The sequence below is a fragment of the Massilia sp. CMS3.1 genome (genome assembly GCF_051262535.1).
Lineage (GTDB): Bacteria > Pseudomonadota > Gammaproteobacteria > Burkholderiales > Burkholderiaceae_D > Telluria.
The window spans coordinates 15125-39957 of record NZ_JBIMES010000019.1 but is presented as its reverse complement, the minus strand read 5'-3'; the positions used below and the strand labels follow the sequence as shown (position 1 = coordinate 39957).

Genomic DNA, 24833 nt, shown 5'->3' with positions numbered 1-24833 from the left:
GGCCTCCACGAAAGCCGGGGCGGTCCAATCTACGGGGCCAGTAAGGGCGCGCTCGACGCCATGGTCCGCCATGTCGCCATCGAGGTTGGCGGGAATGGCATCCGGATCAACAATGTGAGCCCGGGTCTTACGAGAACGCCGATGACAGTCGATTATCCAAAGCAGATGTTTGACGCGGTCGCTGCGCACACAGTGCTAAAGCGGGTCGCCGACGCGGACGACGTCGGCGATGTTGCGGTCTGGTTGTGCACCGACGAAGCTCGTTTTGTGACCGGCCAGAGCATTCAGGTCGATGGCGGGTACAACATTGCCGGCATGCGTTGAAGAACAACAGTGTAACCGGGAGGGCCCGCAGAACATTTAACCGCTGCATATATTTGCGTCAACTGTCCTCTATACACTGCCGTCAGAACACTGCCATCAGAAAATTATCGGTGCATGAACACGGAAATCGCTTTTGCCCGAACCTCGCCGGTGAATTCGGCATAGCGGGTCGTCAAGGTTGTCAAGGTCGAAATCGCAGACTGTCACCAAAGACCAAGACCGACCAAAGCAGACCTTCGCCGAGCTAAATAAAAATTAATATCCTAAATATTGCCGGTAAAAATCGATGAAGCTACGGACGTTTGCAGCTACCTGTTTCCCGGGCGGATACCCAGCGTAAATCCCTGTGGTAGGCAAAGACCAATCCGGCACTCTACGCATGAGCCGGTTCGATGAAATGGCGTCTTGGGCATTGAATTGATCCATGATAGAGAGGCCCATGGCTTCTTGCAGCAGAGCGCGCAGAACACTAGGGGAAATCGACACGAAGACGCGATTTGACATGAATAGTCTTGGTGTCCCCGTTGGCAGAAGAGAATTTCTAGGTAAGGGGAGTGGGGAGCAGTGCCAGGGCAATCCAGTCAAGCGCTTCTAGCTCTTCAGGACTTGCAGGTAGATTGATCCGTTTAAAATAGTCAGACGATGCAACGACGTATTGCTCTAATTCACCGAGTTCGACCGCTCTGCTGGATAAGTCTCGTAGCCAACCGAGACGGATTTGGCAGGCAAACTAGATGGGCATGACGCCGTCATCAGCGCATTTAGCGGCCACGCGCAAACCGATGTGCTCGGCTATTACGTCAAGGGAATCTAATCCATGATCTTGGCCTTTAAACACGCCGAAGTCTTGCGTCTACTGCTTGTAGGGGGCGCTGGCAGCTTGGAAGTAGCGCCGGTGTGCAGCTTATCGATACGCGACAGTTTCCAGCTCAGTGGAAAAGTACTGTGGAGGGCATACGTCAAGCCCTTCACTTACTCCGCCAAGATCCAAACTTGGACTGGACCGTGCTGGCCCCGTCTGCGCATCTTGAGCCAGGTGATCGTACGGGCAAATTCCGCCTTGGTAAGGATGCGCTGTTGATTGACGCCGAAGGTCACAGCCACATCTCACTGGCGGACTATGCGATAGCTATGATCGACGAACTTGAGCAACCTCCCCACCTACGCACTCGCTTCACTATCGGCTACTAGCAGGGCGATAATGGAACGGATACTTCATCACAATCCTGAACGGCTGTGCGGATAGTGCTATACGGCCGAAGAGCTGACTGATGTTGTATCCGTACGAGCGTAAGCTAAGCTCGAAATCCAACAGCACGTTGGTGACTTGTTCAAAAATTTCGACTGCGGAGACCAAGCATTGCAGCATTCGGTTGACGAACGCCCATATCGGCAAAATGACAGTGCATGAATTTGGCGAGGCATACCTCAATAAAGTACTTGGGACCCAAATGTCATCTATGAATCGGTTATTCCGATACGTACATTTTGACTGTTGCTTCGGACATGGAAAGCTGCGGGTTTATCAGCCGGTTGGTCTTGCTGATTTATGCCCGCTCAAGCGCCTGCGCTTCACGCTCGGTCACGGCGTTCTCGTGCAGGTTTTTACTAATCGAAATTGCCGCCAAAAAGGCGATATGGGTGGTGCAAGCGTGATTAGCGCCGATGGCGTTTGCCCGTATCGATTTGGGATAACTGCTGACAATCCCTATCGTATTGCGTCTATACTCGAGCAGGTAATGCTGCGACACAGCCGAAGACATAAACCAGAAATGGCAAAAGGCTTTGCAGTCTCTCGTGTGCACAGCCTTGCTGGTTGCAAAAGCTTAGGCTGCCTGGCGGATCGCCGGGCGGCTGGTGCGCGCATCGATGCCGAATGCGCCGGCCCCGAACGCTGCTACTTGCAGCAGACCGCCTGCAATCGCAATGTTCTTCAGCAGGTGAATTAGCTGGTTCTGGTCGCCCAGCGCATTGTGGAAGGCCAGGCCGGTGACGATCGAGAAGGCCGCGAGTGCCGCTGCGACCCAGCGCGTTTTCACGCCGAGCACCAGCATCAGGCCGCCGCCGAGTTCGATTGCTACAGCGATAGCGAAACCGAGCGTGGCGAAAGGGAGGCCACTTGATTCGATATAACCTATCGTAGCGGCAGGTGCGGCAAGCTTGCCGAGCGCGCTGAAGATAAAAATGGTCGCCAGCAGGAGGCGGCCAGCGGCGGCAAAGAGGTTAGTATTGTTGTGGGTTGCGGTTTTCATGGTAGTTCCTTTCGTTGGGGTTTTTTTAGTTAGGCTGTCAGTAGGCGGCATGGAATGAAGCTTATCTGTGGTTGAAAAATCTGTGAACCCTATATATTTCGATGATAACCATCGGAATTAGCGATAGATGGAAAGGACATAACTTTCGCTGCAAAAAAGAGGTGAAACTGCGGCTGCTAGAGTCCGGCAGATCGCTCTAAATCTGGCTTATGGCCAAAATGGCTCTTTGGAGCCGTGCGCTTTCCAATAAGGAGCGCGGCGCCGGCGTTCGATGAAAGCTTACAGGACCCCGGAACCACGCAGTTCAGCGCCCAACCGGGCAATGCCTGCTTCGCCTTTTTCCAAGGCCGCTTCGCTGGTGTGCACAGAATAGTAGCCAGTCACCAGCGGATGCGGATGGGTGGGCGAGGAACCAAGCACGAACTGCGCGTGGCCACGGGCGACAAAGTCCAGCCGACCTTCGCCTTTCTCGAAGACTCCCAACTCACTATTCAGTCGCGTCCCGGCCGTCTCCAACGCGCCGTCGGACACAGCCACCCAGGCCACGTCGTGTCCGGCTGGAGGCGTATAGCTCCAGCGCTCGCCATCCTTCAACGCCACGTGCAGATAGTTGATCGGCGCACACGTCCGGATGTCGCTGCCGGCGTCGCCGTGTCTGCCCAGCACGACACGAGCAGATCCCGCCTGCTGGACGCGCTCGGGCGCTAGGTACATGCTGTGCGACGGTCCGTTCTCGTCTTCCGGCGGCAGCGCCAGCCACAACTGGAAGCCGCGTACGGCGCCGTTCTTGATCGGCCCCCCTTCATGCCATACGCCGCCGCCGGCGCTCATGTATTCGATGCCGCCGGTCGGGAGCGTGCCTTCGCTGCCCGTAGTCTCACGATATTCCAGCGCGCCATCCAGGATAACGGTCACTGTGGCAATCCCAGAATGCGGGTGCAAACCCATCTTGTGCTCACTCGAGCGGAGGTTGAACAAGTCGAGAAAGACAAAGGGCTTAATGAGCCCCTCCGCATTGCTCGGGCTGATCAATCGCGTCACGCCGCCACGAGTCGTGCCTTGGGTACGGTAGGTTAGCTTGCGGTGCTGGACTTTCTGCTTCGCGGTGCTGCGTTCGGTAACGGTATTCATGGTCGATACTTTCATTGGGTTGCCGGGGGCCGTTGGCCGATCGGTATAGAAGAATCTTACGAGGCGGATATTGATCCGAGAAGCCTATATAATTGGATGAATACCATCTAAGGAATACATATATGCTCGACGGGATGTCCATGGACCAGCTACGCACCTTCGTGGCTGCCGCAGATGAAGGAAGTTTTTCAGCCGCTGGGCGCAAACTAAGGCGAGCGCAATCGGTCGTTAGCCACACGCTAGCCAACTTGGAGCTGCAGGTCGGGTTTCTCCTGTTTGATCGCACCAATCGCTATCCGGTCATGACGGACGCTGGCCAGGCCTTGCTGGAACAGGCCAGGCTTGCGGTGGGGGGCATGGATGCGTTTAAGGCCAGGGCGCGCACGTTGGCCGAAGGCTTGGAGCCGGAACTGGCGGTTGCTGTCGATGTCATGTTCCCCATCGCAAACCTGACCGCGGCAGTGCAGGCATTTCAGAAGCAGTTCCCGACCACGCCATTGCGGCTTTACGTGGAAGCGCTCGGCGCGGTCATCCAGCCACTTCTCGCAGGCCAGTGCCGGATCGCGGTGATTGGATCGCTTCCCGAGGTTCCGCCCGACTGCCAGTCGGAATACCTGCTCGACGTGCCCTCAGTCACGGTAGTCGCGCCAGGTCATCCGCTGGCAGCGAATCGAGGCATGATTTTGCGTTCAGTGCTGGAGCAGCACGTGCAACTAGTGCTGACCGACCGCTCGCCCCTGACCGCCGGCCGCAATTTTGGCGTCGTATCACCGAACGTCTGGCGCTTGGCCGATCTCGGCGCCAAGCACGCCTTCTTATGCGCCGGACTAGGGTGGGGGCATATGCCCCTGCATATGGTGCAGGCCGATCTCAATGCCAAAGCCCTCGTGCGCATCAAGCTTGAGACCAGTCCAACTGCCGGCCCCGGCTTTGCCATGCACGCGGTCCACCGCAAGGAACAACCGCCCGGCCCCGCCGGCCGTTGGTTCGTCCAGCAGTTGCGCCAGTATCAGGAAGCCGGCCTGGGCAGAAAGGCATAAGGGCTGTTGCGGAACAGCTCGAGTATCCGGTTGACGAACACTCACACGTGGACGCTGAGATGGCCGTTGGCTGGATATACGTTGTAGACGGAAACATCGCTGCATGCCGGTCACCTAATACCGGCCCAACGCGCCACTGTCCTCGTGGCTTCCTTTAATGCACGCCGGGTCGTGCATGATGCCCAAACCGGACAAATATAGACTTTTCGTGGCTGTGCACGTGGTCGGACGAGCTGTCGCACTAGCTGCTCGTGTGCAGCTATCAGATGCCTGCAGTTGGCTACAGAGCAGCAACTGATATTCAGCGCTTGCGATAACTTCGACAAAGATTGCGTCCGTGTCTCGGCAAGCGTCCCATCGCTATTGGTAGAGAAGACGCTCTAAACCGGTGCTGGAACGCATCTGACGGCAACCGTCTGCTCCGGGCGCGATGGCCCGCTTCGAGTCATTACCGGACGTTAGCGAATTCGGAGCAATAGACAAGAGAGCCGAAGCACGACTGACAAAAGAGGGCAGGGAAGAGCTGAAAGCTTGGACACAACCGCCTTAGACGTGCAGCTTTAATCTTTTATCAATATAACTCGACAATATGTTTGCTAATGTCGAGTTCCAATTGAATCGTTAACGGGTGGTACAAAAAGAAAGCGCCCGAGAGGGCGCATTCAGTCACAGCTCACGTACTAACGATATGCCAGTCGACTTAAGTCAACTAATTACGCAGGCTGGATGTTGGAAGCCTGCTTACCTTTCGGTCCTGTGGTGACTTCGAAGGTCACGCGCTGATTCTCGGCCAGTGACTTGAAGCCAGCTGCGTTGATAGCTGAGAAATGCGCAAATAGGTCTTCGCCACCACCATCTGGTGTAATGAAGCCAAAGCCTTTTGCATCGTTAAACCATTTCACAATACCGCTTGCCATAATTTACTTTCTTGAGGTTGTAAGTTTTCGCTGTGCTGAATCTTTCCGGCAATCAAATGTAGACGTCCTGCTAGCCAACAAAGCAATATGATTATAAGCACAACACAGCGGCAACGACGCACGATGTTAGATTTTTGGCCCAATGTAGGATCTTGCGCTATGGTGGCTAGAGCGTTAGCGACTCTTTGGTGTAGAAAAAAGCCTGCGCATACGTTATCTAGTTTCGCGACTGGGCCTGTCTGCGTCAGTAACGCCCCTGGTCAATTGCAACTTCTATGCAACTTGCCAAGTGAGTCTGCCTTCTACAGTACTGCGATTGCGAGTAAGGAACCCGCGTGCGGCGCCCAACGTACGCTGCTTCCACAGGCTTCGTGCGTGGGGAGCCTCGCTACAGCGTCAGTTCCTAGCTCGCAATGAGTCCCTGCAGATCCTCACCTTTCGCTTTTCAAACTTTTCCCACTCTTGCATTCAGTGTGCAACGGACTTCGCGTGACTGCTTTTGCGTCAAAAATTGGCCCCCCGCCGTATTCGGGGTATCTCGTCAGTAGTTTACTTAATAATGGCTAAGGTAACTGCAGGCATTCCGGCGGTACAAATATGCGTCAGTATCGACCGGCCGGCAACGGGCCAATTGGCAGCTGGTGCCGCCGGCGCGGACGCTAAGAGAAGGTGGTCACCGATATCGTGGCTTTAGCAGCTTGAGGAAGCGCATGGGAAAGCCCTTCCCGGGGCGTCCTTCGCATGAGATACGAGTACTGCTCGCTCGTCAGACTGTTGCCGCTACGTATGGCCATAATGTCCGCGCAGATGCGTCTGGAGCTGGTTTAGATGGGCTGGCTAGAAAAATCAACCGAGTGTAGACTTCACTAGCTCGTTCACTATTGATAAGGGGAAAAATGGGCCGCAGTTATGAAATCCGTCCACGACCAGCGAATTTGGGAGCTGGCTGGAGTTTAAAGCTGATCGAGAACGGGCAGGAGGCCGGCGGTGGTGTCTTTCCGATCGAAGAAGAGGACGCGGCCGCTGGCATGGCGTGGTGGAATGATTTGACAGAGGAGCGGCGCGCCCACTGGCTTATGATGGCGGCCTCCGCGATGCCAGCCGCGGCACGTCATGCTTACCTCTTGGCAGAGGCGTACAACGACGCTCTTGACGAGGCCGAAGCATGGGTCGGTGTTAAGTCCTGACCTACGCGCGTCCAGAAAGAATTCACTTGCATTGCCAGCATAGCCCCACCAGCCACGAACGACCAGGTTTCGGGCGGGCACCCACCCTTTGCTAGTGTCGACTTGGCTGGTACGCGATGCCAAACCGCTTTGCCAGCTGCACGAGGCGCCTGTCTTGCGTCCACAACTGGGACCCTGGCGTCAGTAACGCCGACGCCAACAGCGTCAGGTCGACCAGCCCACATCCGAGGCCAAACAGCTGCTCACGCTCGATAAGGTCTCTCACTTCATCGGGGCTCGCTTGCTGTGCCTGTGGAAGCATTGCGATGTCAGTCAGCGTGCGCGCCCTCGGTGCGGGCGGCGTACCACACGCTAACTCTGTCACCACCATTGGATGCGTTAATGCCAAGTCCAGCGTAAGTAAATTGACAAGCACCTCGTTGCAGCGTCGAAAATGGTCCACCCATATTGAGGTGTCGACTAAGACACCGCCGATCATGCCAGTTCAGCGCCTCGACGCGATACCTCAGGCATCTCTGGAGAGGCACCGCCGAGTGCCGCCAGACGTTTTGCCGCTTGCACCCTTACAAAGGTTTTGATCGCCTCCCGAAACAGATCTGCCCGATCCATTTCCGGGTCGGCCATGTCCAGGGCTTTCGCATACAGCTCATCATCGATCGTCACAGTTGTTCTCATGATTCCTCCAACATCAAAGATGAGCCAATTTTGCATCAATTTCAACATCTCCACAAGTGTCTAGGTAGTGCCTCGAAGTATGGATTGCTTAGGCGCCTCGTATGCACATGCAATCAGCAGAGCGAATATCCCGTGAGACATGACGTAGTCACGGCATATTTCGAGGCCAGGAGTGACCCGTCCGATGAAGGAAATGTGTGACTACTGTCGAAGGAAATGTGTGATTACCCGACGGAGATGAAGTAAATGTGTGACTGTTTCATTTAAGCACTTCCTTTTAGTACATTGCTACACTCTAGGCTGGTGCTAGGACGTCGACGATAGTTCACGGAACGTTCAATGAGCTGACGGCGACTGGCTGATGGTGTCTTTGAGATATGTGCCCAACCTCATGCGACGAAGCACAGTGCTCGTTTCACTGAGTGAAAACATGCGGTTCATCGGAAGCCGAGCGTTCATCATCAAAGTTAAGGCGGGCTCCTGCGAAACGTCACCCGAACTCGTAATCCGCGTGTGACATCAGGCTTCTCTCCTAACGTAATAGTTGCCCCAATACCGTTGGCGATTGATGAAGTAATTGCCAGCCCAAGACCGGAGCCGATCTCTCCGCTGCCGAGCACGCGGTAGAACGGATCGAAGACACGTACACGTTCTTCCGGGGGAATGCCAACACCAGTATCGTCAACGTCGAGCAACACACGGCCATCATGTTCGTCCACGCTGATGTCGACGCGCCCTCCGGCGGGTGTATAGCGGATTGCGTTATCGACCAAGTTCTTGATGAGGATTTTGATATCCACAGGTCTTCCTGTCACTACCGGCTCTGCGTCGCCTACCACGCCGAGATCAATTGCTTTGGCTTCGGCCAGCGGTACGAGGTCCTCGAGGCATTCCTGAATCGCTTTTTTCAAAGGTACTTTCGTCAGCTGGTCATTAGTCGCGTCCTGGGTGCGAGCCAGCGTCAGCAACTGGTCGAGGAGGACCCTGGTACGCGACAGGCCCGCCGAGAGCGTCTCAAGCCGTCCTCGTGCCTCGCCTGGCATGTCGCTGGCCGCTAGTCGTTCTGCTTGCAGCGACATGGCGGTCATGGGGGAGCGTAGTTCGTGCGCGGCATCGGCAATAAAACGCCGTTGCAGTGCCAACACACGCACCGTGCGTGCAATAAGCTTGTTAATTTCGGTAACGAACGGCCACACTTCCGATGGCAGCGCGGCCCGATTGACTTCTCCAAGGTCGTGCTCGTGGCGTGCTCCCAGTTGCACGGCAAGCCTGTGGAGAGGCCGGAACATGGCGCGTACGAGCAGCGTCACCATCATCACCAAGACTGGCCCGAGGAACAGGATCGGCATGACCGTCCGCCAGGCATCCGACCGCGCAGCAGCATCGCGCACCGACGTCTGTTGGGCGACCGCAACGCGGACCCCTTTGGCATTGGTGCGGACGAAGACGCGCCAGTTCTCCTTACCGATGGAGACTGTCTGCAGGCCGTCAGGAAGGGAAGTGGCGAAGCGAGGGGGGCGTTCTGGGTACGTTAACGCAATACCGGGCGCATCAATGAAGCGTACGACCAGTCGCGCATCGAAACCGATGTCACCCACCCGTTCGCGTGCCATTGGCGACGTGGGCACAGCATCAAGCCTGCTGATGAGGTAGCCGACCTGCCGCAATTGCGTGTCCTGTTCGCGGTGGGCGTCGTTGGTAGCGACATGGTAGGTATAGAGGCCAGCAATCGCAGCGCCGAGTAAGATCGCCGTCGAAATCCAGAGCGACAGCCGCAATTGCAGCGATGCCGTCAGCGGCCCTTCGCGACCATCCATCCTACCCCCCGCACGTTCTTGATGATGTCGCTGCCCAGTTTTTTGCGTATCGAGTGGATCAGGAATTCGATCGCATTGCTTTCGACTTCCTCGTTCCAGCCATAGACGCGATGCTCCAGTTCCGAACGAGACAGGATGGCGCCCGGACGCACGAGAAGGGCTTGCAGTAGCGGAAATTCGCGCGCCGTCAGGCGCACCGCCGTCGTTCCAACCCTGGCCTCGTGGGTTGCCGGGTCAAGTTCGACGATGCCGTTTCCCAGGACCGTGCTGGTTGTTCCTTCCTTGCGCCGGGTGAGGGCGCGCATGCGGGCAAGCAGCTCGCTCATCGCGAACGGTTTTACCAGGTAATCGTCGGCGCCGCCATCGAGCCCCGCCACGCGGTCTTCCGTCGTCTCGCGCGCCGTTAGCACCAGCACCGGTACGTCGTTGCGCGCCTTGCGGATCGCGTGCAGCACTGCCATCCCGTCGGTGCGGGGCAGGTTCAGGTCGAGGAGCACCATTTCATATTCAAGCGTTTGGAGGGTCGCCAGGGCGGCGTCGCCGTCAAGTACCCAGTCGGCCGCGTAACTGGCGTCGCGCAGCGCATGCTGGACCACGCTGCCGATCATCGGGTCGTCTTCCACCAGCAGCACCCTCATTGCCCGGCTCCCTGGCCTGCCGCGTGTGCAGTCATGGCACCAGGCGCCAGGGGCCGCTCGAAGAATTCACTGGCCACCCTTGCCAAGTCATTCATGCCGGCGCCCGCGGCCATCTGGCCGGACAGCCAGCCCGCCTGTCCACCATTTCTAAGCAGTTCATCGATCAACAGGCATGCCTCGGGAAAGTCGGGATCGTCCGAGCGTGCCGCTAGCCGCGCCAGGTCACCGCGTACGACGTGTTCGATGGGGTGTTCCTTTCCCGTGCATGGGTCAATCCAGCGGCCCTTGACGCCCTCCTTGGCAGCGTTGAACCGGTTCCAGTTGTAGAGTTCGCGTGCGTTTCCAGTGGGCCAGACACCGGGCTGGTCTGCCATTTCAATGCACAGTTCGCGCGCATAGCAGGCCAACGCGGCGGCATACGCCGGGTGCAGGGGCGTGTCCAGCACGCGCAGTTCGATGGTTCCATATTCCGGTTTGGGGCGAACGTCCCAGTAGAAATCCTTGATGCTGTTGACAATGCCGTGCTCGGCGAGGCGAGCGAAGTGCGCGGCAAATTCGTCCCAGCTGCGCAGTTCAGACGGCATGATGCCGCTCATCGGGAAAGCCCCCACCACATTGCTGCGCGCGCTGCAGAATCCCGAGTCCTCTCCCTGCCAGCAAGGCGAATTGGCCGACAGGGCGATGAACAGCGGCGCGCGCTGGGTAAGCCAGGCACCGACGCGCACCGCCTCGTCGGCGCTCGGCATCCCGATGTGGACGTGCATGCCGAAGACAGTAAACAGTTTAGCCAGGTAGCCATACTTCCTGGCCGATTCGCGGTAACGGTCTTTCGGATAAATGCGCTGCTCGTTCCATTTCTGGAACGGGTGGGCGCCGCCGCCGGAAATGGCTGCACCGACCGCGAAGGCGGCCCGCTGCACGCTGTTGCGGATCTCTTCAAGCTGGTCCGCCGCTTCGCGGTAGCCGCTTAGGACCGAGGTCGCGACCTCGAGCATCGATGTGGTGATCTCAGGCGTCGCCACCCAGGCTTTTTCCTGCTGGTCGAGCAGCAGCAGGATGTCTGGGGCGGCCGGCAGCAGGTCGTAAGTAAGGCGGTCGAGCACCATCAGTTCCAGTTCGATGCCCATGCTGCCCAGGCGGGAGCTGGCAAAAGGCGGCAGGAATGCCGGGCCGGCGCCGGCGACCGCGCTGGCCTGCGCCGCTGCGCTGTCGAGGTCCGTGATCGCATCTGTCATCGTTCGCTTCCTTCATGTGTTTCGCCGGCAAAGTGCAGGCCGGCCCAGGTCAGCGCGGGTGCCACCAGCACGTTCAGGGCCAGCAAGGCGCCCATCAGGCTGGTGGCAGTCCCGCTCAAGTAGGCGGCGTTGGGGATCGAGCTGTCCACGACCAGGGTGCTGAAGCTTACCAGCGAGCAGGCCGACAGTGCGATCGCGTGTTTCTTGTGTGCGCTCCATGCGTAGCCTGGAACGAGGGCCAGGCGGGTTGCCGCAATGCGCATGCTAAAGAGCAGCAGCGCCATCAGCAGGATCTGCCATTGCAGTACCTGTTCTAGCTCGACCAGAGCGGCCGAGGCCATGAACAGCAGCGCATAGCCGATGTCCTGCACCGTCTTGAGCTGCGCCTGGAATACGTTTTCACGCTTCTCGGCGTTGCGCAGCAATAAACCCATCAGCAGCAGCGACAACAGCGCGCTCGACGAGGTCACCGAGCACAGGCCTAGGTCCAGCATCAGTGTCGCCAGCAGGATGCCCGGCCGTGCGCTTGCTTCGGCCCGTGACAGGCGCGCGGCAAGCTTGTAGACGCCGTAGCACAGCAGCGCAATGGCAGCGCCCAGCAGCAGCTTGCCACCTTGGAGCACGAGCTGGTCGACGAAGGGCGGCTCGTCCGTAATGCCATGGCTGCGTAGCCAGGACAACGACACTGACAAAGCCACCAGTGCCACGAGGTGGCTCAGGCCGACGGCATTTGCTGCGGCGTAGGTCGCGACACCGGTAGCGTTGTGGTCGGACACCATCGAGGTGAAGACCACGGGATTGATGGCGATCAGGATCGAGGCAATAAAGGCCGCCTCGCCCCAGGCCAGGCCAAACGGGACCAGCAGCGCGACGGTGCAGGCGCCGCGCAAGACGCAGCCGAGCACAAGCGACCCGCCCTGCGCGCGGCTGCGCCAAAGCCATGTCAGGTCCATCTTGCGGCCGGCTTCGAACAACACGAGTGCCGCTGCAGCGTTCATCAATTCCTGGAAATAGGTCAACAATGGGGCGTCGACCAGTCCAAATCCGCTCATACCCAGGATCAGCCCGGCAGCAACGGCGCCGTACAGGCGAGGCACCCCGCGCCGCTGCAGCAGCACGCCTAACATCTGCGATAGCAACAGGCTTGCTCCGATGATGGCCAGCGGCGAGAAGAGGAACAAGGGCAGGCTGGACACGTCATTCATATGACGCCGCCCAGTGCAGCGCAATCGCCGCCAGCTCGCGTTCGAGGGCCTGGCGCGCTTGCCACAGGACGGCGGCATCTTCCTGCCCGCGCGGCAATTGGGTGCTCGCGCGCAGTCGCACGGTGGCAGTGTCATTTTTGCCAGGGATCCACAGCTGGCTGTTCAGCGTTGCACCATTGGTCCAGGTGGCGAGAAACTTTGCGCCGCTGGGCACATCCGCGGGCATGTCCAGCATCTTGAAGGGCGTGAGCCATTTTGCGTCCGGGTGCTGCCTGCTCAGTTGCAGGTGCATGGCGGCGCGCTGTTCGAGCCGGCTGTCGTTCGGGCTATACGACAAAGGTAGCCTGGACTGGCCCGGCAGCGGATTGCCGACCTGCAGGCAGCGGCCCGCCGTTTCCAGCCGCAGGCCGGCGGGACCGAGTTCGCCCGGCCGCGCACCGAGCACACGGCGAAACACCGGCTGCATCCGCGCCGTCCCAGGTTGCTTGGCGACGGGCGTTTGCGCCTGGTGCTGCGCGGCTGATTTCACCAGCGCGTCCCAGCGTCCTTGCTGCCAGCGCCGGGTGGCCGCGCGGGGGTGCGGATTCCAGCGCCATTCGGTGGCTTGCCACTGGCCGTCGCGGCTGCGCCCGAGCAGCAGCAATCTTCGTTCGCCGCCAGTTTCGAAGTGCAGTGTCTGTGCGTTCCAGCGCCGGTCCCAAATGCTGCGCGGCGCGTTCGACGGCAGTGCGGCCTGGGCCTGGTTCCACCAGCGCGCCTGCGCGCTGATACAGGACGACTCTGCCCCCTCGCTCCAGCGCCAGGTTTGTGTGCGCAAGCGGTTCTGCCACGCGCACGCGGCCCCCGGGGCCTGTCGAGGCGCGCGGGCCTGCCCACTGCCGGGTGCCGGGCAGGCCCAGGGGCGCTGTTGCGCCAGCAAGCGGAAATCGGCCAGAACGTCGGGGTGCGACGCCGGCCTACGATCGGACACTGGCGCCGCATGTACCGGTAAGAGGGCCGGCGTCGCCAGGAAAACACAGGCGGCAAGCAAGAGGCGTGCAGGTTGAGAGGGTCGTTTTATCAATGTTCGCTCGCAGGATGGGCTCAGCCGCATGGCGGGTGAGCTTGGCGAGGCAATGGTAAGAGGGAACACTTAGCAAACCCTTAGCACTGTTCTCGTTAACAGGTGGCCGGCGCGGTGCTTGCTTCCAAGTTGCCGGAAGCTAAGGATTTGCTAAGTCTGCTTCTCTACGATGACCAGAATGCTTGTTCTCGTCCATGCCTGGGCTGGGACGGCCGCGCCTCGCTACTTCGACATCATGAAATTCTTTGTTTCCATTCTCCTGGCACTGGGCCTATCGGCCGGCCATTCCCTTGCAGCCAATACCGGCGACGTGCGCGTTTCATCCGCGACGAAAACGGCGCAGCAGAACCGGGTCAAGAAAAAAATCAGCCAGCGCCGCGATAAACCTTCTTATGCCGCCCAGCTGGGAGCGCTCAAGTCGAGTGCTGTCCTGATTCTCGATCCGCGCACGAAGCGCGTGCTGTATCAAAAGAATGCGCATGCCGCGCTACCGATCGCCTCCCTCACCAAGTTGATGACGGCGTTGGTCGTAGTGGAAGGCGGGCAAAGCATGGTCGACATGCTCTCCGTCACTAGGGCGGACATAGACCGGCTCAAGTATTCGTCATCTCGGTTACAGGTTGGGACCCGCCTGTCGCGTGCGCAGATGCTGCATATTGCCCTGATGAGTTCGGAGAACCGCGCCGCCTCCGCCCTGGGCGTCACTACCCTGGTGGAACGCGGGCGTTTGTTGCAGCAATGAACTCCAAAGCTCGCGCACTTGGCATGCGCAAGACGCGCTTTGTGGAGCCGACCGGCCTGTCGAGCGCGAATGTCGCGAGCCCGGCAGACCTGGCAAAGCTAGTAATCGCCGCGGAAAAATATCCGCTCATCCGGCGCTATTCGACAGATCGGAATTTTTCGATCAGGCAGGAGCGGCGCCAGACTGCGTATCACAACACCAACCGCCTTACCGCCAGCCCCAGCTGGAAGATCCGTTTGCAAAAGACTGGCTATATATCGGAAGCGGGCCGCTGCATGGTCCTGCATGCCAACGTCAAAGGGCGAGCGACCGTGATGGTGTTCCTGGACGCACAGGGCAAATTCTCACGCGCGACCGATGCCAACAACGTGCGGGCATGGTTATCGAAGTTTTACCCCTGGGCTCGGCGATGATCGACTGATGTTTCATACCTCCGAAGCTTTATCCGTCCCCGCATTCCCAACGGGACGCGCATACTTGACGAAGCGCGTATAATCAATTTGAGGGTGATCGTCCCAGCTAGGGTACGACAGGATTCGCGATGGTCGGGCCGCCACGTGGTTCCCATTACGTCTGTCATCATGACCAACCCTCTTCTCCACATCACGCTGCAGCAAATCGTATTTCCCCCCTTTCTTCGCGCAAATAATCTTTTCGTTGGCATAAATGCCGCCATTTTCATTGGCGTGCTCTCAGCGATAAATTCCTCGTAATATGCGGTCAGGCGTTCAATAACACGCCGTTATTCTGTTTCAGCAGGCGAAAGCCTTTGCCCGTTCGCGGGCTTTTTTACACGTGCAGCCGGGCCTCGAATCAGCCGGCCGTCGGAGAGAAAAATGCGTATCGAAAAACGACTCTCAAAAACGTTCAAACAGTTCACCAGTTCAGGCAAGGCGGGCGGCATCGTTCTCATCGTCTGTACCGTCATCTCGCTTCTTGTGGCGAATTCGCCGCTGGGTGCTGGCTATCTTGGTTTCTGGCACCAGTACGTGGCAGGCCTGTCCATTGAGCACTGGGTCAATGACGCGCTGATGGCTATCTTCTTCTTGCTCATCGGTCTCGAGCTCGAGCGTGAGATGCAAAATGGCGAACTGTCCGACCTGCGAAATGCCGTGTTGCCGGTCGTGGCCGCAGTTGGCGGCATTGCCGTGCCTGCCCTGATTCATTTCATGTTCAATAGCGGCACTGCGACCCAGGCAGGCATTGGCATCCCGATGGCAACCGACATTGCGTTCGCACTAGGCGTGCTCGCCCTGCTGGGAAGCCGGGTGCCGGCATCGCTGAAGATTTTCCTGACCGCGCTGGCAGTCATGGACGACCTCGGCGCAATTATCGTCATTGCCGTGTTTTATACGGCGGAATTGTCTTTCCTGTACTTGGTGGGCGCACTTGCTGTCTTTGCGGCCTTGCTGGCCATGAACCGCGTGCTGCGCATCATGTTGTTATGGCCTTATCTGCTGGGTGGCGCACTCATGTGGTTCCTGATGCTCAAGTCGGGGGTGCACGCGACGATCGCAGGCGTCTTGCTGGCTTTTACCATTCCCTTTTCGAGTCTCGAGGACGATGCCGAGTCGCCCTCGCATCGGCTCGAGCACATGCTGCACAAGCCGGTTGCTTTCCTGATACTGCCGATATTTGCCTTGGCGAACACGGGAATCATGATCGGCACCGGATGGACCGAGGAGCTCATGTCGGCAAACAGTCTCGGCATTCTGCTTGGATTGGTTGTAGGCAAACCCATCGGCATTTTCCTGTTCAGCTTCGGCGCCGTGCTGCTCGGCATCTGCCGCTTGCCGCTCGACCTGGCGTGGCGACATGTGCTGGGTGCTGGCCTGCTCGGAGGCATCGGCTTCACGATGTCGATATTTATCACCAACCTGGCCTATACGGGGCAGGCCGATGTGATCAACGCTTCAAAAATGGCCATCCTGATTGGATCGCTTGTGGCTGGCCTGATCGGTTTTACCTGGCTCAAGTTCCTTGGCGCGCCACTGGAGTCGGACCCGGACACCGACACCATGGACTTCGACGACGCTCCGTTGCATGGACCGATGCGCAGCCATTGACATGAAGAGCGGCTGAAATTGCTCGGTGTGCCTTCGACTGATGAAGGAACAAACAAGCGAATGAATGCCTAGGAGAATGTCTGCTCGCGCTTACGGCGGATACGTCGGCTTCGAAATCGCTGCGCATGTACGTCAGGATCTCATTGCGCGACAACTATGTTTGAAAAGGGTTAAAACTATGCGTTCCTACCTACCCGATAGCGCACAGGCTGTCTCCCGGCTGCTGGCTCTGACCGTCATTGCTGATGGTGGTGGCTCTCCGCTTGAAATTGCAGCCACTTACCGGCTTAAAATCCTGGACTATGCGCAGATTCAGGACCATGTCTTCGACCAGGTTCTTCATGAGCTGTGCACCGACCTCGCAACCACATTTAATGGACTAATGAAGGTCGAGAAAGAAATGATTGACCAGGCGCTTGCCGAAATTACGCTTCCCGAATTACGCCTGAGCGTATGGAAATCCATGTGGGAATTGTCGTATGCGGACGATGAGCTGGCGGACGGGGAGCTCGCGCTGCTTCTTCTTGCGACCAGCACATGGGGAATAGAGCGGGACGCTCATGGCGGAGGCCAGATTTCCAAGCTGGCTGTTCCACCCGATCTGGAGTCATAGCGAACAAGAAAACAACCAGGCTTGACGACACGGACAGTCACAAGCTTTGGAAGCTTGTACCACTGGCAATCCCGCCTGCCGGACGCACCGCTTGGCAAGGTAAACGTTGCTAAATTGATTCTAGGCGGAAATTTAATTCCGCCTAGAATCAATTTGTAGAATTTGCTTTTTACGGCTTTTTCCCAAACTTGTCCATTACTGGTTTGACACTGATGCCATGTGCGAGGATGGACAAGCCCACCGTGACTGCTACGATCTCGGACAAATCATGAGCCAAAGGCCCGGATAAGCCATGATTAATCGCGTACATGAGGTAATACAAGGACCCGATGCCTCGGACGCCGAACCAGCTGATGATGAGTTTGAGGCGCATCGACAGCCCGCTGCCGATCAGGCCAAGCATTACGCTGGCAGGGCGCGCAATGACAAACAAGAACAGGGCAGTACCCCACGTGCGCCAATTCCAGCTCGCCAGGGTTAGCATGCCACCCAAGAGCAACACAAGCGTTAATTCAGATAGACGTTCCAGGTGTTCCTTGAAGACCAGAGCCTCAGCGCTAACGGCGAGCGGAGTTGTTTCGGGATCGGGTACCTCGCTATTGGCAGGGTCGGCCTTGGGGTCATCCGGGACTAATAATCCTTGGCGATTCTTATGGGCACCAGCCAGTAACAACTCGGTATGGCGCAACCCCAGACCAGTAAAGAATACCGCCAGAAATCCCCATGCATGGGCAAGTTCGCTGAGCGAGTACACTACAGCGATTAAACCGAGACCGACCGGATCATCGAGCACCTCATGTTTCGACTCGCGATTGCGCAACACCCAACTAAGCCTGCCCAGCGCTGCGCCGCCTGAAAGACCTATTACGACTGCGGCCGAAGTCGCCCACAACACGTCTGCCAGCGCCCATTTACAGCCCCAGGCACCGATATCGCTATCGCCGGCGCCCAGTAGAGCCAAGCCCAGCATCACGAACGGAAACGCCGAGCCATCGTTCATTCCTGCCTCGGAGGTTAGCGTGAAGCGCAATGTATCGTGGTCACCCGCATGGCGAACCTGGACGTCGGTGGCCAATACAGGATCGGTTGGAGCTAGTACAGCACCCAGCAGTATGCCGGCTCCTATTGGCAAATTCAGCACGTAATACGAAAACATGGCTACGATGCCGACAGTCAGCGACATTGAGAGCCACGCCAGACGAATTGATGGGGCCCAGCGTTTGAACGTGAACGGCACTGGCATTTTGACGCCAGCGGAAAAAAGCGAAATCAATACTGCAATTTCAGTAAGCGTTTCCAGCACTTTTGAGTTGTCGACAGGATCGAAACGGAACAAGTTCAACACCACCGGTCCCAGCACCACGCCAACGATCATATAGACAATTGCGGACGTTACCGGCAAACGCGAGATGGTCGTGGCAGCCAAACCCCGTGCCAACATGAGCAGTCCGATTAGTAAAAACCAGTAAATAGTCGTCATTCAGTCTTTCGTGAAACTTAGTTTTTGATGCGGGAATGCCAGGGCATTATGAAGATCGAGAATTGAGAAAGACGTCAATATCACTCGATCAGAAAAAATGATGGACTGTTAATATCGAGTAAAGAAGAAGGCAAATCGCTCCATGGTGATAGAATGCGAGGAATCAATCATAACCGCAGACCCAGCCATCGCTAATCCTGTCGAACCGGCCGGTTTGTAGGAATGATCAACCTCATTTCATTATACGTACTTCAGCTTCGACCAAAGATTCAATTGCTGGCTGTCAGGCCGAACAGAAGGCCCTGCAAGTCTAGAGGATAAGCCTGTTGGGTAACTTCAATCTCTACAGTCATTCATTCCCACTGACAGCATGCTACGCCAACATTTATTAAATGAGATTTCTCTTTATGTTGCTCGAGACCGCGCAACTGAACAGTATCCTGCAAGATGAATGTATATTTTTGAATCGACACATGAACAGGATCCGGCCTTATCTCAAGGAATTTTAGGGGGGAAGTTAAATGGAATATATGATTGCCAGGGGCGCTCGGCAAGACCCAAGCGAGGCACTTGAATCATTAGAGCAGAGGGTAAATGAGGCCCTAAATGAGGGGTGGCGTCCAATCGGCACCGTATCATTAACCTTTTTCGGTGATTTCGGAGCCGTAACGCAGGGATTTATCGCTTTGCAAGCGATGATAAAGGACGCAGAGTAGATCTTGAATTCACTTTATTCTGTTTGGTACTGCAGGTTCAAGACGCTTCGCTGATCTAATCATCGTTTCAGCGGCTATGTGAATACAAGGATTTCGCAGCAGGCGAGCGCACGGAAAACATGGCAGACGGTGCGAAACATTGGTGGGGCGCATTGCTGATGGGCGTTGCAGACTGCTGTTCTGCTTTAACCGGCGATTGGTCTTATTTTGGCTTTCCCAAACGAAAGGTGTGTGTTCGTACTCTGCAAAGGAGTAGGCTTGTTTTGCAAACGCATCCAAGTGTAATTTTTTTGCAAACGCATCCAAGTGTAATTTCGAGCGCGGATTTGCGTCGCGTCGCCGTGCATTTTTGATCAGGTAAATAATAAGGGACATTATGACCAACGAGAACTTTCAAGAATGTATCGACGCCTGCCATGCCTGTGCGGACGCCTGTGATCAATGTGCTACCGCCTGCCTCGGTGAAGACGATGTCAAGATGATGGTTCGCTGTATTGCCTCGGACATCGACTGTGCACAACTATGTCGTTTGGCGGCTGCGTACATGGCACGCGGCAGCCAATTCGCGCGGGCCATGTGCAAACTGTGTGCCGACGTCTGCACGTCGTGCGGCGAAGAGTGCGGAAAACATTCGATGGAACATTGCCAACGTTGCGCTGAAGCCTGTCGCCGTTGTGCCGAGTCGTGCAGGAGCATGAGCGCGGTCGCCTGAGATGGTGGCGAATTGGATACCTGCTTGGGCTATGTTGCCGACGAGAGTGATCAATCATAGTCGCCGGTCGAGCATTCATGGGAGGCGGCATGTTCTTCGATAGCTCGAACAATATTTACCGTGTTATCGTCGTCGGCGTTCTTGCCTACGCCGGACTGGTCCTGCTGCTGCGTATCAGCGGCAACCGAACCCTCTCGAAGATGAATTCCTTTGATCTGGTTGTCACGGTTGCTTTTGGCTCGACCCTTTCCACCATCCTGGTCAGCAAGGACGTCAGTCTGGCAGTGGGGCTTGTGGCGCTTGCCTTGCTGATTGTCCTGCAACTTGTCATTACGTGGTGTTCAGTGCGCTCTTCGCTCATCAGCGACATTGTCAAGACAACTCCCACGGTGTTGTTGCTGGATGGTCAGTTGCGCCAAGATGACCTGAAGCGTGTGCGCATCACCAGCGACGAAGTGCTGGCCGCAGTACGGCAGCATGGCCACGGGCACTTGCGAATATCGATGCAGTGATTCTGGAAGCCGATGGCAGCCTGTCGGTCATCCCTACCAGCCAGGCAGGAAACAGAACCGCGTATGCCGCGCTATTACAGGACCGGCAATAATCCCTGAGACTGCAAGCATCGTCGCAAGCACTACTGGCTTGCTGGCTGCTTCGCTACCGGAATTCCAATGAGTTGGTAGTCCGCAAACTGACGCCGCAGCAGCGCTAGATCCGGGGGAAAGTCCAGTGCGCGTTCGGCACGCGCCATCGCCAGTGCAGCGTGCCGCTGTGCAATCGTCGAAAGCTGTGCGTGATTACAGCGACAGAGTTCGCCAAGGACCCGCTGGACGCGCATGGCCACCTCGATCAGTCCGGCGCCATCGCGCGCCAGCGCGGGAAAGACATCGTCGAACATATCGTCGAGCGACAGCGGCGGCACTTCGATGCGCTCATACTCGGGCGTCGCCGGCTCGGCGGGGCTGACCCAGTCGGCAAAGAGACGGTGCAGGGAGCCAAGAATCCCGATCGCCGTGCCAGGGTCGTTGATACCTGAGGACAGCGCGCGGCAACCGATTTCCGCCAACACCACCAGTCCGAAACGCGGATCGTCATCGAAGCGACGAAGCGGACCGACGGTAAAGGCTTTACGCAACAGCGCAACCTCTACCGGCCCGCTATCTGTCGAGTCCTGCAGCACATAACCTAGTGGCCGCGACGGCACGATCATCGCGCCAGGGAGGACGGCCAGCGTGATGCGGACCTTGTTGTGCGCGGCCAAACGCTGCAGTGCAGGCATGTCCACCCGCTGCAGGTATCCGCTCGCGTCGGTATGGAAAGCAAGGCCACAGGGCGGGCCGACGGCGACCATGCCACCCAGGCAAGGATGCTGCCTGCGCCTGGACATCGCCTCGGCCGTTGCCTGCTCGACCTTGGCAATGACGGCGCCCAACCTGCCGAGCCGGGCAATGCTGTCGACCCAGCGCACAAATACTAGCACGACGATGACGATCGTCAGCACGGTGAGGACGAACAGGGTGAAACGGCCGGCCTTTCCGAAGTAGTCGTTGGTCGTCGCGCTCAAGGCCACGATGGCGAAAATAAAAGCGCCAACGAAAATCGACAACGCGTTCTGTGAGGTATCGTCCGCGACGACCAGCGGGAACGCGCGTGCAGTTGCCGACTGGCCAGTTGACGCATAGGCTGAAACCATCGAGGCCACGGCGAAGGTCGCGACCCCGAGCATACTGGCGGCAATGATCTTCAGCAGGTCGATCACCGAGCCTTGGGCGATTTCTGGGACTTTCCAGTCGATCGAAATACTATCGGCAAGGTGCGCCAAGAGCACGCCGGCAACCGACAGGACGCAAGCAATCACGGGTTTGATCCACAGCCGCTCCCGGTAGCGTTGCAAAAGAAACTGTAGTTGATCTGGCAAGTGCATTGAGGCGGTGCTTTCGTTTGCTGTTGCTGGTACAGGAGCTCTTGGCTGGCCCGGCTGACCGATTAAAACAGTGCAAGCATAACCGCGTAGGGCGTCATTGTTCTCGATTAGCGGAACACTGCCCGGCCCGCGACGCCGGACATACACTAAGGCCGGTCGCCCTTCCCAGGCAAGCTGCCGCCGCAGTCCTTGCAAAAACGTGCATTGGGGGCATGGTCACTACTACTACAGCCTGTGCAGGTGAGCGACGACCGATTCCCATCGCGGAGACCATGCCGGCGTGCCGTCATCTCGGCGGTGACGATGCCTGTCGGCACTGCTAGGATCCCCCAGCCGAGGAGCATCATGAACGACGCAATTGCCTTTCCGAGTGCGGTTTGTGGGGTAATGTCACCATATCCGACAGTGGTCATGGTAACGATTGCCCAGTACATTGCAGTGGGAATACTGGTAAAGCCATGTTTGGGACCCTCGACTACATACATCAACGTACCCAGGATGAGTACCGCCATGAGCACGACTGAAATGAACACCATGATCTTGCGCCGGCTCGCGGCGAGCGCTTCGCCCAACATCGTGTATTCCTCGATGTAGAGCGTAAGCTTGAAAATCCTGAACACACGCAGCAAGCGCAAAATGCGAATATCAAGCAGCGCCTCGCTCCCGGGAACTAGCAGCGAAATGTAGGTAGGCAGGACCGAGAGCAGGTCGATCAGTCCGTAAAAGCTCACCGCATAACGCCAGGGTTGCCGTACTGTCGCCAGCCGTGCCGCATATTCGACAGTGAATAGCAGCGTAAAAAACCATTCCAGGGCGTACATCAGTCGAGCATGCCGCCCACCGACTGCGGGTACGCTGTCAAGCACGACCACCAGAATACTCAGCAGGATTGCCGCCACCAATCCGATGTCGAATGCGCGCCCGGCTGGCGTATCGATGCCAAAGATAATTTCATGGATGCGTGCGCGCCATCCGCCAGGGGGGCCGCCGTGTTCAACCGGGTGAAACGCGTCGCGCTGGTGGGGAGGTGTAGGCATTTAAAGGAGGACTGTCGAAATCGTTAGCTTCTTGAGGCATTGAACTGCCTGGCCGTGCAACGGGCACATCGATGCTCGTCGTCCATGGCAGGACAATTCAGAAGTCATAGCGAAGACCGAGCGTAATCGCATGCCCGCCACCAGTACGTGCATCTATATCGTCCAAGCCACCGCGGCGCGTGGTAAGGGCGGCAGTGTTGGCCTCACGATACACTTCAACAAAAACCTTCTGCTTGTCCGAAAGCGCATAGTCAAGGCCAACATGCACAACGTTGTCGCCGTAGTTCTCCAGTTTCGCGAGCATAAGCTTCAGCGTGCTCTTGCCCAGTACATAGCTGCCAAAAAAATTGATCGCGCGATTGCCATCGGTTGAAAAACTGCCGGGCTGACGATTTCCGGTATCAAATACCTCGTACTTCATTGCCAGATACAGCTTGTCGACTTGATGGCTGGCAGACAGGCCATACAAACGATTGTGTCCGTAGCCCGAATTTCCCCGGTCATCGATTCCCACGGCAATGCTGGTATCGCCGCGGGTGTAGGCGGCGGTCGCTTGCCAGCGCCGACCGTCGATGCGTGAGGTCGAGCGGACATTGGCGGATCTGTCAGCATAGGCGGCGGCCATGGAAAAACCGCTGACATCCGGGGTTTGGTAAGCGAGGGTCCGGGCCACCCTGAACACGGTATAGGTCGCGAAACCGCTGTAATAACTGCTGAACATGTCCACCGGCGCAGCAATCGTATTGTAGTAGGGCATCCACTGCTGACCATAGGTAATCGAGCCGTGGTCACTGTGCATGCCCACCCGGGCGATCCTGAGCGGCTCTTCCTGGTCGTAGGGATCGCGCAGCCTGTAGTTTGCGGAATCAACAGGAATTTCGAGATGTCCAGTCAGCGCTATCCCATTGTCGAGCGGATAGTCGATCTTCATTCCCAATCTTGAGTAGGCATCGCGCAGGGACGTGTAAGCACCGAGTCGATCGCGGCGACCCGGGCTTACCCTTTCCACTTGCGTGCGTAGCGAGCCGTACAAATCAACGGTAGGGGTAGTTTGGGCGGCAACGCTATTGCAGTAGATGCAGATCGCTACGGCGACGGCGATGCCTGCCGAAATTTTGCCAGGTTCAGGCATGCACTGTCCTTGCAAACATGGGCCAAATGGCCGCTTGGATTGTGGCGGGATGCGAGCGAAAAGCGCTTATCTCAAGCAGCAACTCGCGAACACCGTCCCACACGATTTGCACCCCAAGGCAGAGCAGGATGAACGCTGTGAGGCGCAGGAAAACAGCTGTCCCGGCTTCTCCGATCAAACGCAGGAAATGCTCCCCATAGCGGAACGCAAGATAAAGAAGGACCCCAATGACGGCCAGCGCCATCAGCGCAGCCCCCATCCGTGCCAGCGATACCACAAGTTCTACGTCGTGCAGGGCGACGCCCACTGTAATGGCAACGGAGATCGAGGCCGGGCCGCAGCTGATCGGGAAGGTGAGCGGGTAAAAAGCCTGCCGGTGAGCATGATCAGGGGTAAAAGCCTCTGCCAGAGCTGCCCGGCTGTCCGGTGTCGCCGGTGTTGCCCCGAGGAGCCGCCATGCGACGGAAGCCAGAATCAGGCCACCGCCAACACGCACGATAGGCAGCGAAATGCCGAAGAAATCAAGGACGTACGAACCGATGAGCATTGAACCTGTCATCAGCCAGAACATGTTGCGCGCGATACGGCGTGCAAGCAGGGCGCGGGTGGCAGGTGACGCGCCTTCGGTCATGCTCAGGAAGATCGGTGCCGTGGCAGCGGGATTGAGGATAGGTAGCATCGTCACCAGGACAAACAGAAAGCTCTTGGCGACTGCCAGCATCAAGTCAACTGTCATGGCAACCTGAATTCATTATTGCTTGATCCCGACACGGTCCTCGGGCATGTCCGTCCTCCACCCGCGATGATGAATGCCGAAAAAATCTGCCGGTTACTGCTGCGAGGAAGGTGATGGTCTGCATTGTTATCTGTCCTTGATAACAAGGACCGTCGTACACCAAACACTACATTTGTATAAACCAGACCTTG

25 protein-coding genes and 1 pseudogene are annotated in these 24833 nt (G+C 57.5%); 10 read left to right on the top strand and 16 right to left on the bottom strand.

Translation table 11 applies throughout. The features are described from left to right. Positions 1–9 precede the first annotated feature (9 nt). Positions 10–324 (top strand): annotated as a pseudogene (locus ACHAC9_RS21810) (SDR family oxidoreductase); the annotation flags it as partial. A gap of 255 nt (positions 325–579) precedes the next feature. Here ACHAC9_RS21810 and ACHAC9_RS21805 read toward each other — a convergent pair. The 3 genes from ACHAC9_RS21805 to ACHAC9_RS21795 all read right to left on the bottom strand — a co-directional run bounded on the left by ACHAC9_RS21805 (position 580) and on the right by ACHAC9_RS21795 (position 3722). Continuing rightward, positions 580–828 (bottom strand): LysR substrate-binding domain-containing protein, encoded by a 249-nt coding sequence (locus ACHAC9_RS21805; RefSeq protein WP_435763411.1) that lies wholly within the window; start codon positions 826–828, stop codon positions 580–582. 1322 nt (positions 829–2150) lie between these two features. Beyond that, on the bottom strand, positions 2151–2576 hold the full coding sequence (locus ACHAC9_RS21800) for a DoxX family protein (protein WP_435763409.1): 426 nt from the start codon (positions 2574–2576) through the stop codon (positions 2151–2153). A gap of 279 nt (positions 2577–2855) precedes the next feature. Next, complete coding sequence (locus ACHAC9_RS21795; RefSeq protein WP_435763407.1) at positions 2856–3722, bottom strand: pirin family protein; 867 nt, start codon at positions 3720–3722, stop codon at positions 2856–2858. 107 nt (positions 3723–3829) lie between these two features. Here ACHAC9_RS21795 and ACHAC9_RS21790 point away from each other — a divergent pair, with 107 nt between their 5' ends. Continuing rightward, positions 3830–4747: a LysR family transcriptional regulator gene (locus ACHAC9_RS21790; protein ID WP_435763405.1), complete on the top strand. Its 918-nt coding sequence runs from the start codon at positions 3830–3832 to the stop codon at positions 4745–4747. A 713-nt stretch (positions 4748–5460) separates the two neighbouring features. On the opposite strand, the gene ACHAC9_RS21785 is transcribed toward ACHAC9_RS21790, so the two are convergent. Next, entirely contained in the window at positions 5461–5664 is a 204-nt protein-coding gene (locus ACHAC9_RS21785; protein ID WP_435763403.1) for a cold-shock protein, read from the bottom strand. 896 nt (positions 5665–6560) lie between these two features. Here ACHAC9_RS21785 and ACHAC9_RS21780 point away from each other — a divergent pair. Continuing rightward, complete coding sequence (locus tag ACHAC9_RS21780; protein ID WP_435763401.1) at positions 6561–6851, top strand: hypothetical protein; 291 nt, start codon at positions 6561–6563, stop codon at positions 6849–6851. 91 nt (positions 6852–6942) lie between these two features. Here the strand turns inward: ACHAC9_RS21780 and ACHAC9_RS21775 are convergent, their stop codons facing one another. The 7 genes from ACHAC9_RS21775 to ACHAC9_RS21745 all read right to left on the bottom strand — a co-directional run bounded on the left by ACHAC9_RS21775 (position 6943) and on the right by ACHAC9_RS21745 (position 13238). Next, complete coding sequence (locus ACHAC9_RS21775) at positions 6943–7329, bottom strand: VapC toxin family PIN domain ribonuclease (protein ID WP_435763399.1); 387 nt, start codon at positions 7327–7329, stop codon at positions 6943–6945. Then, the gene (locus ACHAC9_RS21770; protein WP_435763435.1) at positions 7326–7526 is read right to left on the bottom strand and encodes a type II toxin-antitoxin system VapB family antitoxin; all 201 of its coding nucleotides are present in this window, start codon (positions 7524–7526) and stop codon (positions 7326–7328) included. The genes ACHAC9_RS21775 and ACHAC9_RS21770 overlap by 4 nt, the downstream gene beginning before the upstream one ends. A 467-nt stretch (positions 7527–7993) precedes the next feature. After that, a complete protein-coding gene (locus ACHAC9_RS21765; protein WP_435763397.1) occupies positions 7994–9343 on the bottom strand; it encodes an ATP-binding protein in 1350 nt (449 codons plus the stop codon). Beyond that, positions 9319–9981, bottom strand: a complete 663-nt coding sequence (locus tag ACHAC9_RS21760; protein WP_435763395.1) for a response regulator transcription factor — start codon at positions 9979–9981, stop codon at positions 9319–9321. The genes ACHAC9_RS21765 and ACHAC9_RS21760 overlap by 25 nt, the downstream gene beginning before the upstream one ends. Then, positions 9978–11216: a YbdK family carboxylate-amine ligase gene (locus ACHAC9_RS21755; RefSeq protein WP_435763392.1), complete on the bottom strand. Its 1239-nt coding sequence runs from the start codon at positions 11214–11216 to the stop codon at positions 9978–9980. The genes ACHAC9_RS21760 and ACHAC9_RS21755 overlap by 4 nt, the downstream gene beginning before the upstream one ends. Then, on the bottom strand, positions 11213–12421 hold the full coding sequence (locus ACHAC9_RS21750) for a cation:proton antiporter domain-containing protein (protein ID WP_435763390.1): 1209 nt from the start codon (positions 12419–12421) through the stop codon (positions 11213–11215). The genes ACHAC9_RS21755 and ACHAC9_RS21750 overlap by 4 nt, the downstream gene beginning before the upstream one ends. After that, the gene (locus ACHAC9_RS21745; RefSeq protein ID WP_435763388.1) at positions 12414–13238 is read right to left on the bottom strand and encodes a hypothetical protein; all 825 of its coding nucleotides are present in this window, start codon (positions 13236–13238) and stop codon (positions 12414–12416) included. The genes ACHAC9_RS21750 and ACHAC9_RS21745 overlap by 8 nt, the downstream gene beginning before the upstream one ends. Before the next feature lie 424 nt (positions 13239–13662). Between ACHAC9_RS21745 and ACHAC9_RS21740 the strand changes: the two genes are divergently transcribed. The 4 genes from ACHAC9_RS21740 (at position 13663) to ACHAC9_RS21725 (ending at position 16905) form a co-directional block, all read left to right on the top strand. Further along, the gene (locus ACHAC9_RS21740) at positions 13663–14226 is read left to right on the top strand and encodes a hypothetical protein (RefSeq protein ID WP_435763387.1); all 564 of its coding nucleotides are present in this window, start codon (positions 13663–13665) and stop codon (positions 14224–14226) included. Then, positions 14223–14639, top strand: coding sequence for a hypothetical protein (locus ACHAC9_RS21735; protein ID WP_435763384.1), 417 nt, complete (start codon positions 14223–14225; stop codon positions 14637–14639). Before ACHAC9_RS21740 ends, ACHAC9_RS21735 begins: the two co-directional genes overlap by 4 nt. A 423-nt stretch (positions 14640–15062) precedes the next feature. After that, positions 15063–16292 (top strand): Na+/H+ antiporter NhaA, encoded by a 1230-nt coding sequence (gene nhaA / locus ACHAC9_RS21730; RefSeq protein ID WP_435763382.1) that lies wholly within the window; start codon positions 15063–15065, stop codon positions 16290–16292. 76 nt (positions 16293–16368) lie between these two features. Further along, the gene (locus ACHAC9_RS21725) at positions 16369–16905 is read left to right on the top strand and encodes a TerB family tellurite resistance protein (protein ID WP_435763380.1); all 537 of its coding nucleotides are present in this window, start codon (positions 16369–16371) and stop codon (positions 16903–16905) included. 169 nt (positions 16906–17074) lie between these two features. Here the strand turns inward: ACHAC9_RS21725 and ACHAC9_RS21720 are convergent, their stop codons facing one another. Then, the gene (locus ACHAC9_RS21720; RefSeq protein ID WP_435763377.1) at positions 17075–18385 is read right to left on the bottom strand and encodes a cation:proton antiporter; all 1311 of its coding nucleotides are present in this window, start codon (positions 18383–18385) and stop codon (positions 17075–17077) included. Positions 18386–18906: 521 nt separating this feature from the next. Between ACHAC9_RS21720 and ACHAC9_RS21715 the strand changes: the two genes are divergently transcribed. The 3 genes from ACHAC9_RS21715 to ACHAC9_RS21705 all read left to right on the top strand — a co-directional run bounded on the left by ACHAC9_RS21715 (position 18907) and on the right by ACHAC9_RS21705 (position 20325). Then, a complete protein-coding gene (locus ACHAC9_RS21715; protein ID WP_435763375.1) occupies positions 18907–19101 on the top strand; it encodes a DUF1737 domain-containing protein in 195 nt (64 codons plus the stop codon). A 376-nt stretch (positions 19102–19477) separates the two neighbouring features. Continuing rightward, positions 19478–19813 (top strand): four-helix bundle copper-binding protein, encoded by a 336-nt coding sequence (locus tag ACHAC9_RS21710; protein WP_435763373.1) that lies wholly within the window; start codon positions 19478–19480, stop codon positions 19811–19813. A gap of 89 nt (positions 19814–19902) precedes the next feature. Further along, positions 19903–20325, top strand: a complete 423-nt coding sequence (locus ACHAC9_RS21705) for a DUF421 domain-containing protein (protein ID WP_435763370.1) — start codon at positions 19903–19905, stop codon at positions 20323–20325. Between the two features lie 122 nt (positions 20326–20447). Here ACHAC9_RS21705 and ACHAC9_RS21700 read toward each other — a convergent pair whose 3' ends face one another. The 4 genes from ACHAC9_RS21700 to ACHAC9_RS21685 form a co-directional block, all read right to left on the bottom strand. Further along, positions 20448–21737, bottom strand: a complete 1290-nt coding sequence (locus tag ACHAC9_RS21700; protein ID WP_435763368.1) for a DUF2254 domain-containing protein — start codon at positions 21735–21737, stop codon at positions 20448–20450. A gap of 146 nt (positions 21738–21883) precedes the next feature. Beyond that, positions 21884–22774: an ion transporter gene (locus ACHAC9_RS21695; protein WP_435763366.1), complete on the bottom strand. Its 891-nt coding sequence runs from the start codon at positions 22772–22774 to the stop codon at positions 21884–21886. 97 nt (positions 22775–22871) lie between these two features. Next, entirely contained in the window at positions 22872–23906 is a 1035-nt protein-coding gene (locus tag ACHAC9_RS21690) for a porin (RefSeq protein ID WP_435763364.1), read from the bottom strand. Beyond that, a complete protein-coding gene (locus ACHAC9_RS21685; RefSeq protein ID WP_435763362.1) occupies positions 23899–24642 on the bottom strand; it encodes a MarC family protein in 744 nt (247 codons plus the stop codon). The genes ACHAC9_RS21690 and ACHAC9_RS21685 overlap by 8 nt, the downstream gene beginning before the upstream one ends. Between the last annotated feature and the right edge of the window lie 191 nt (positions 24643–24833).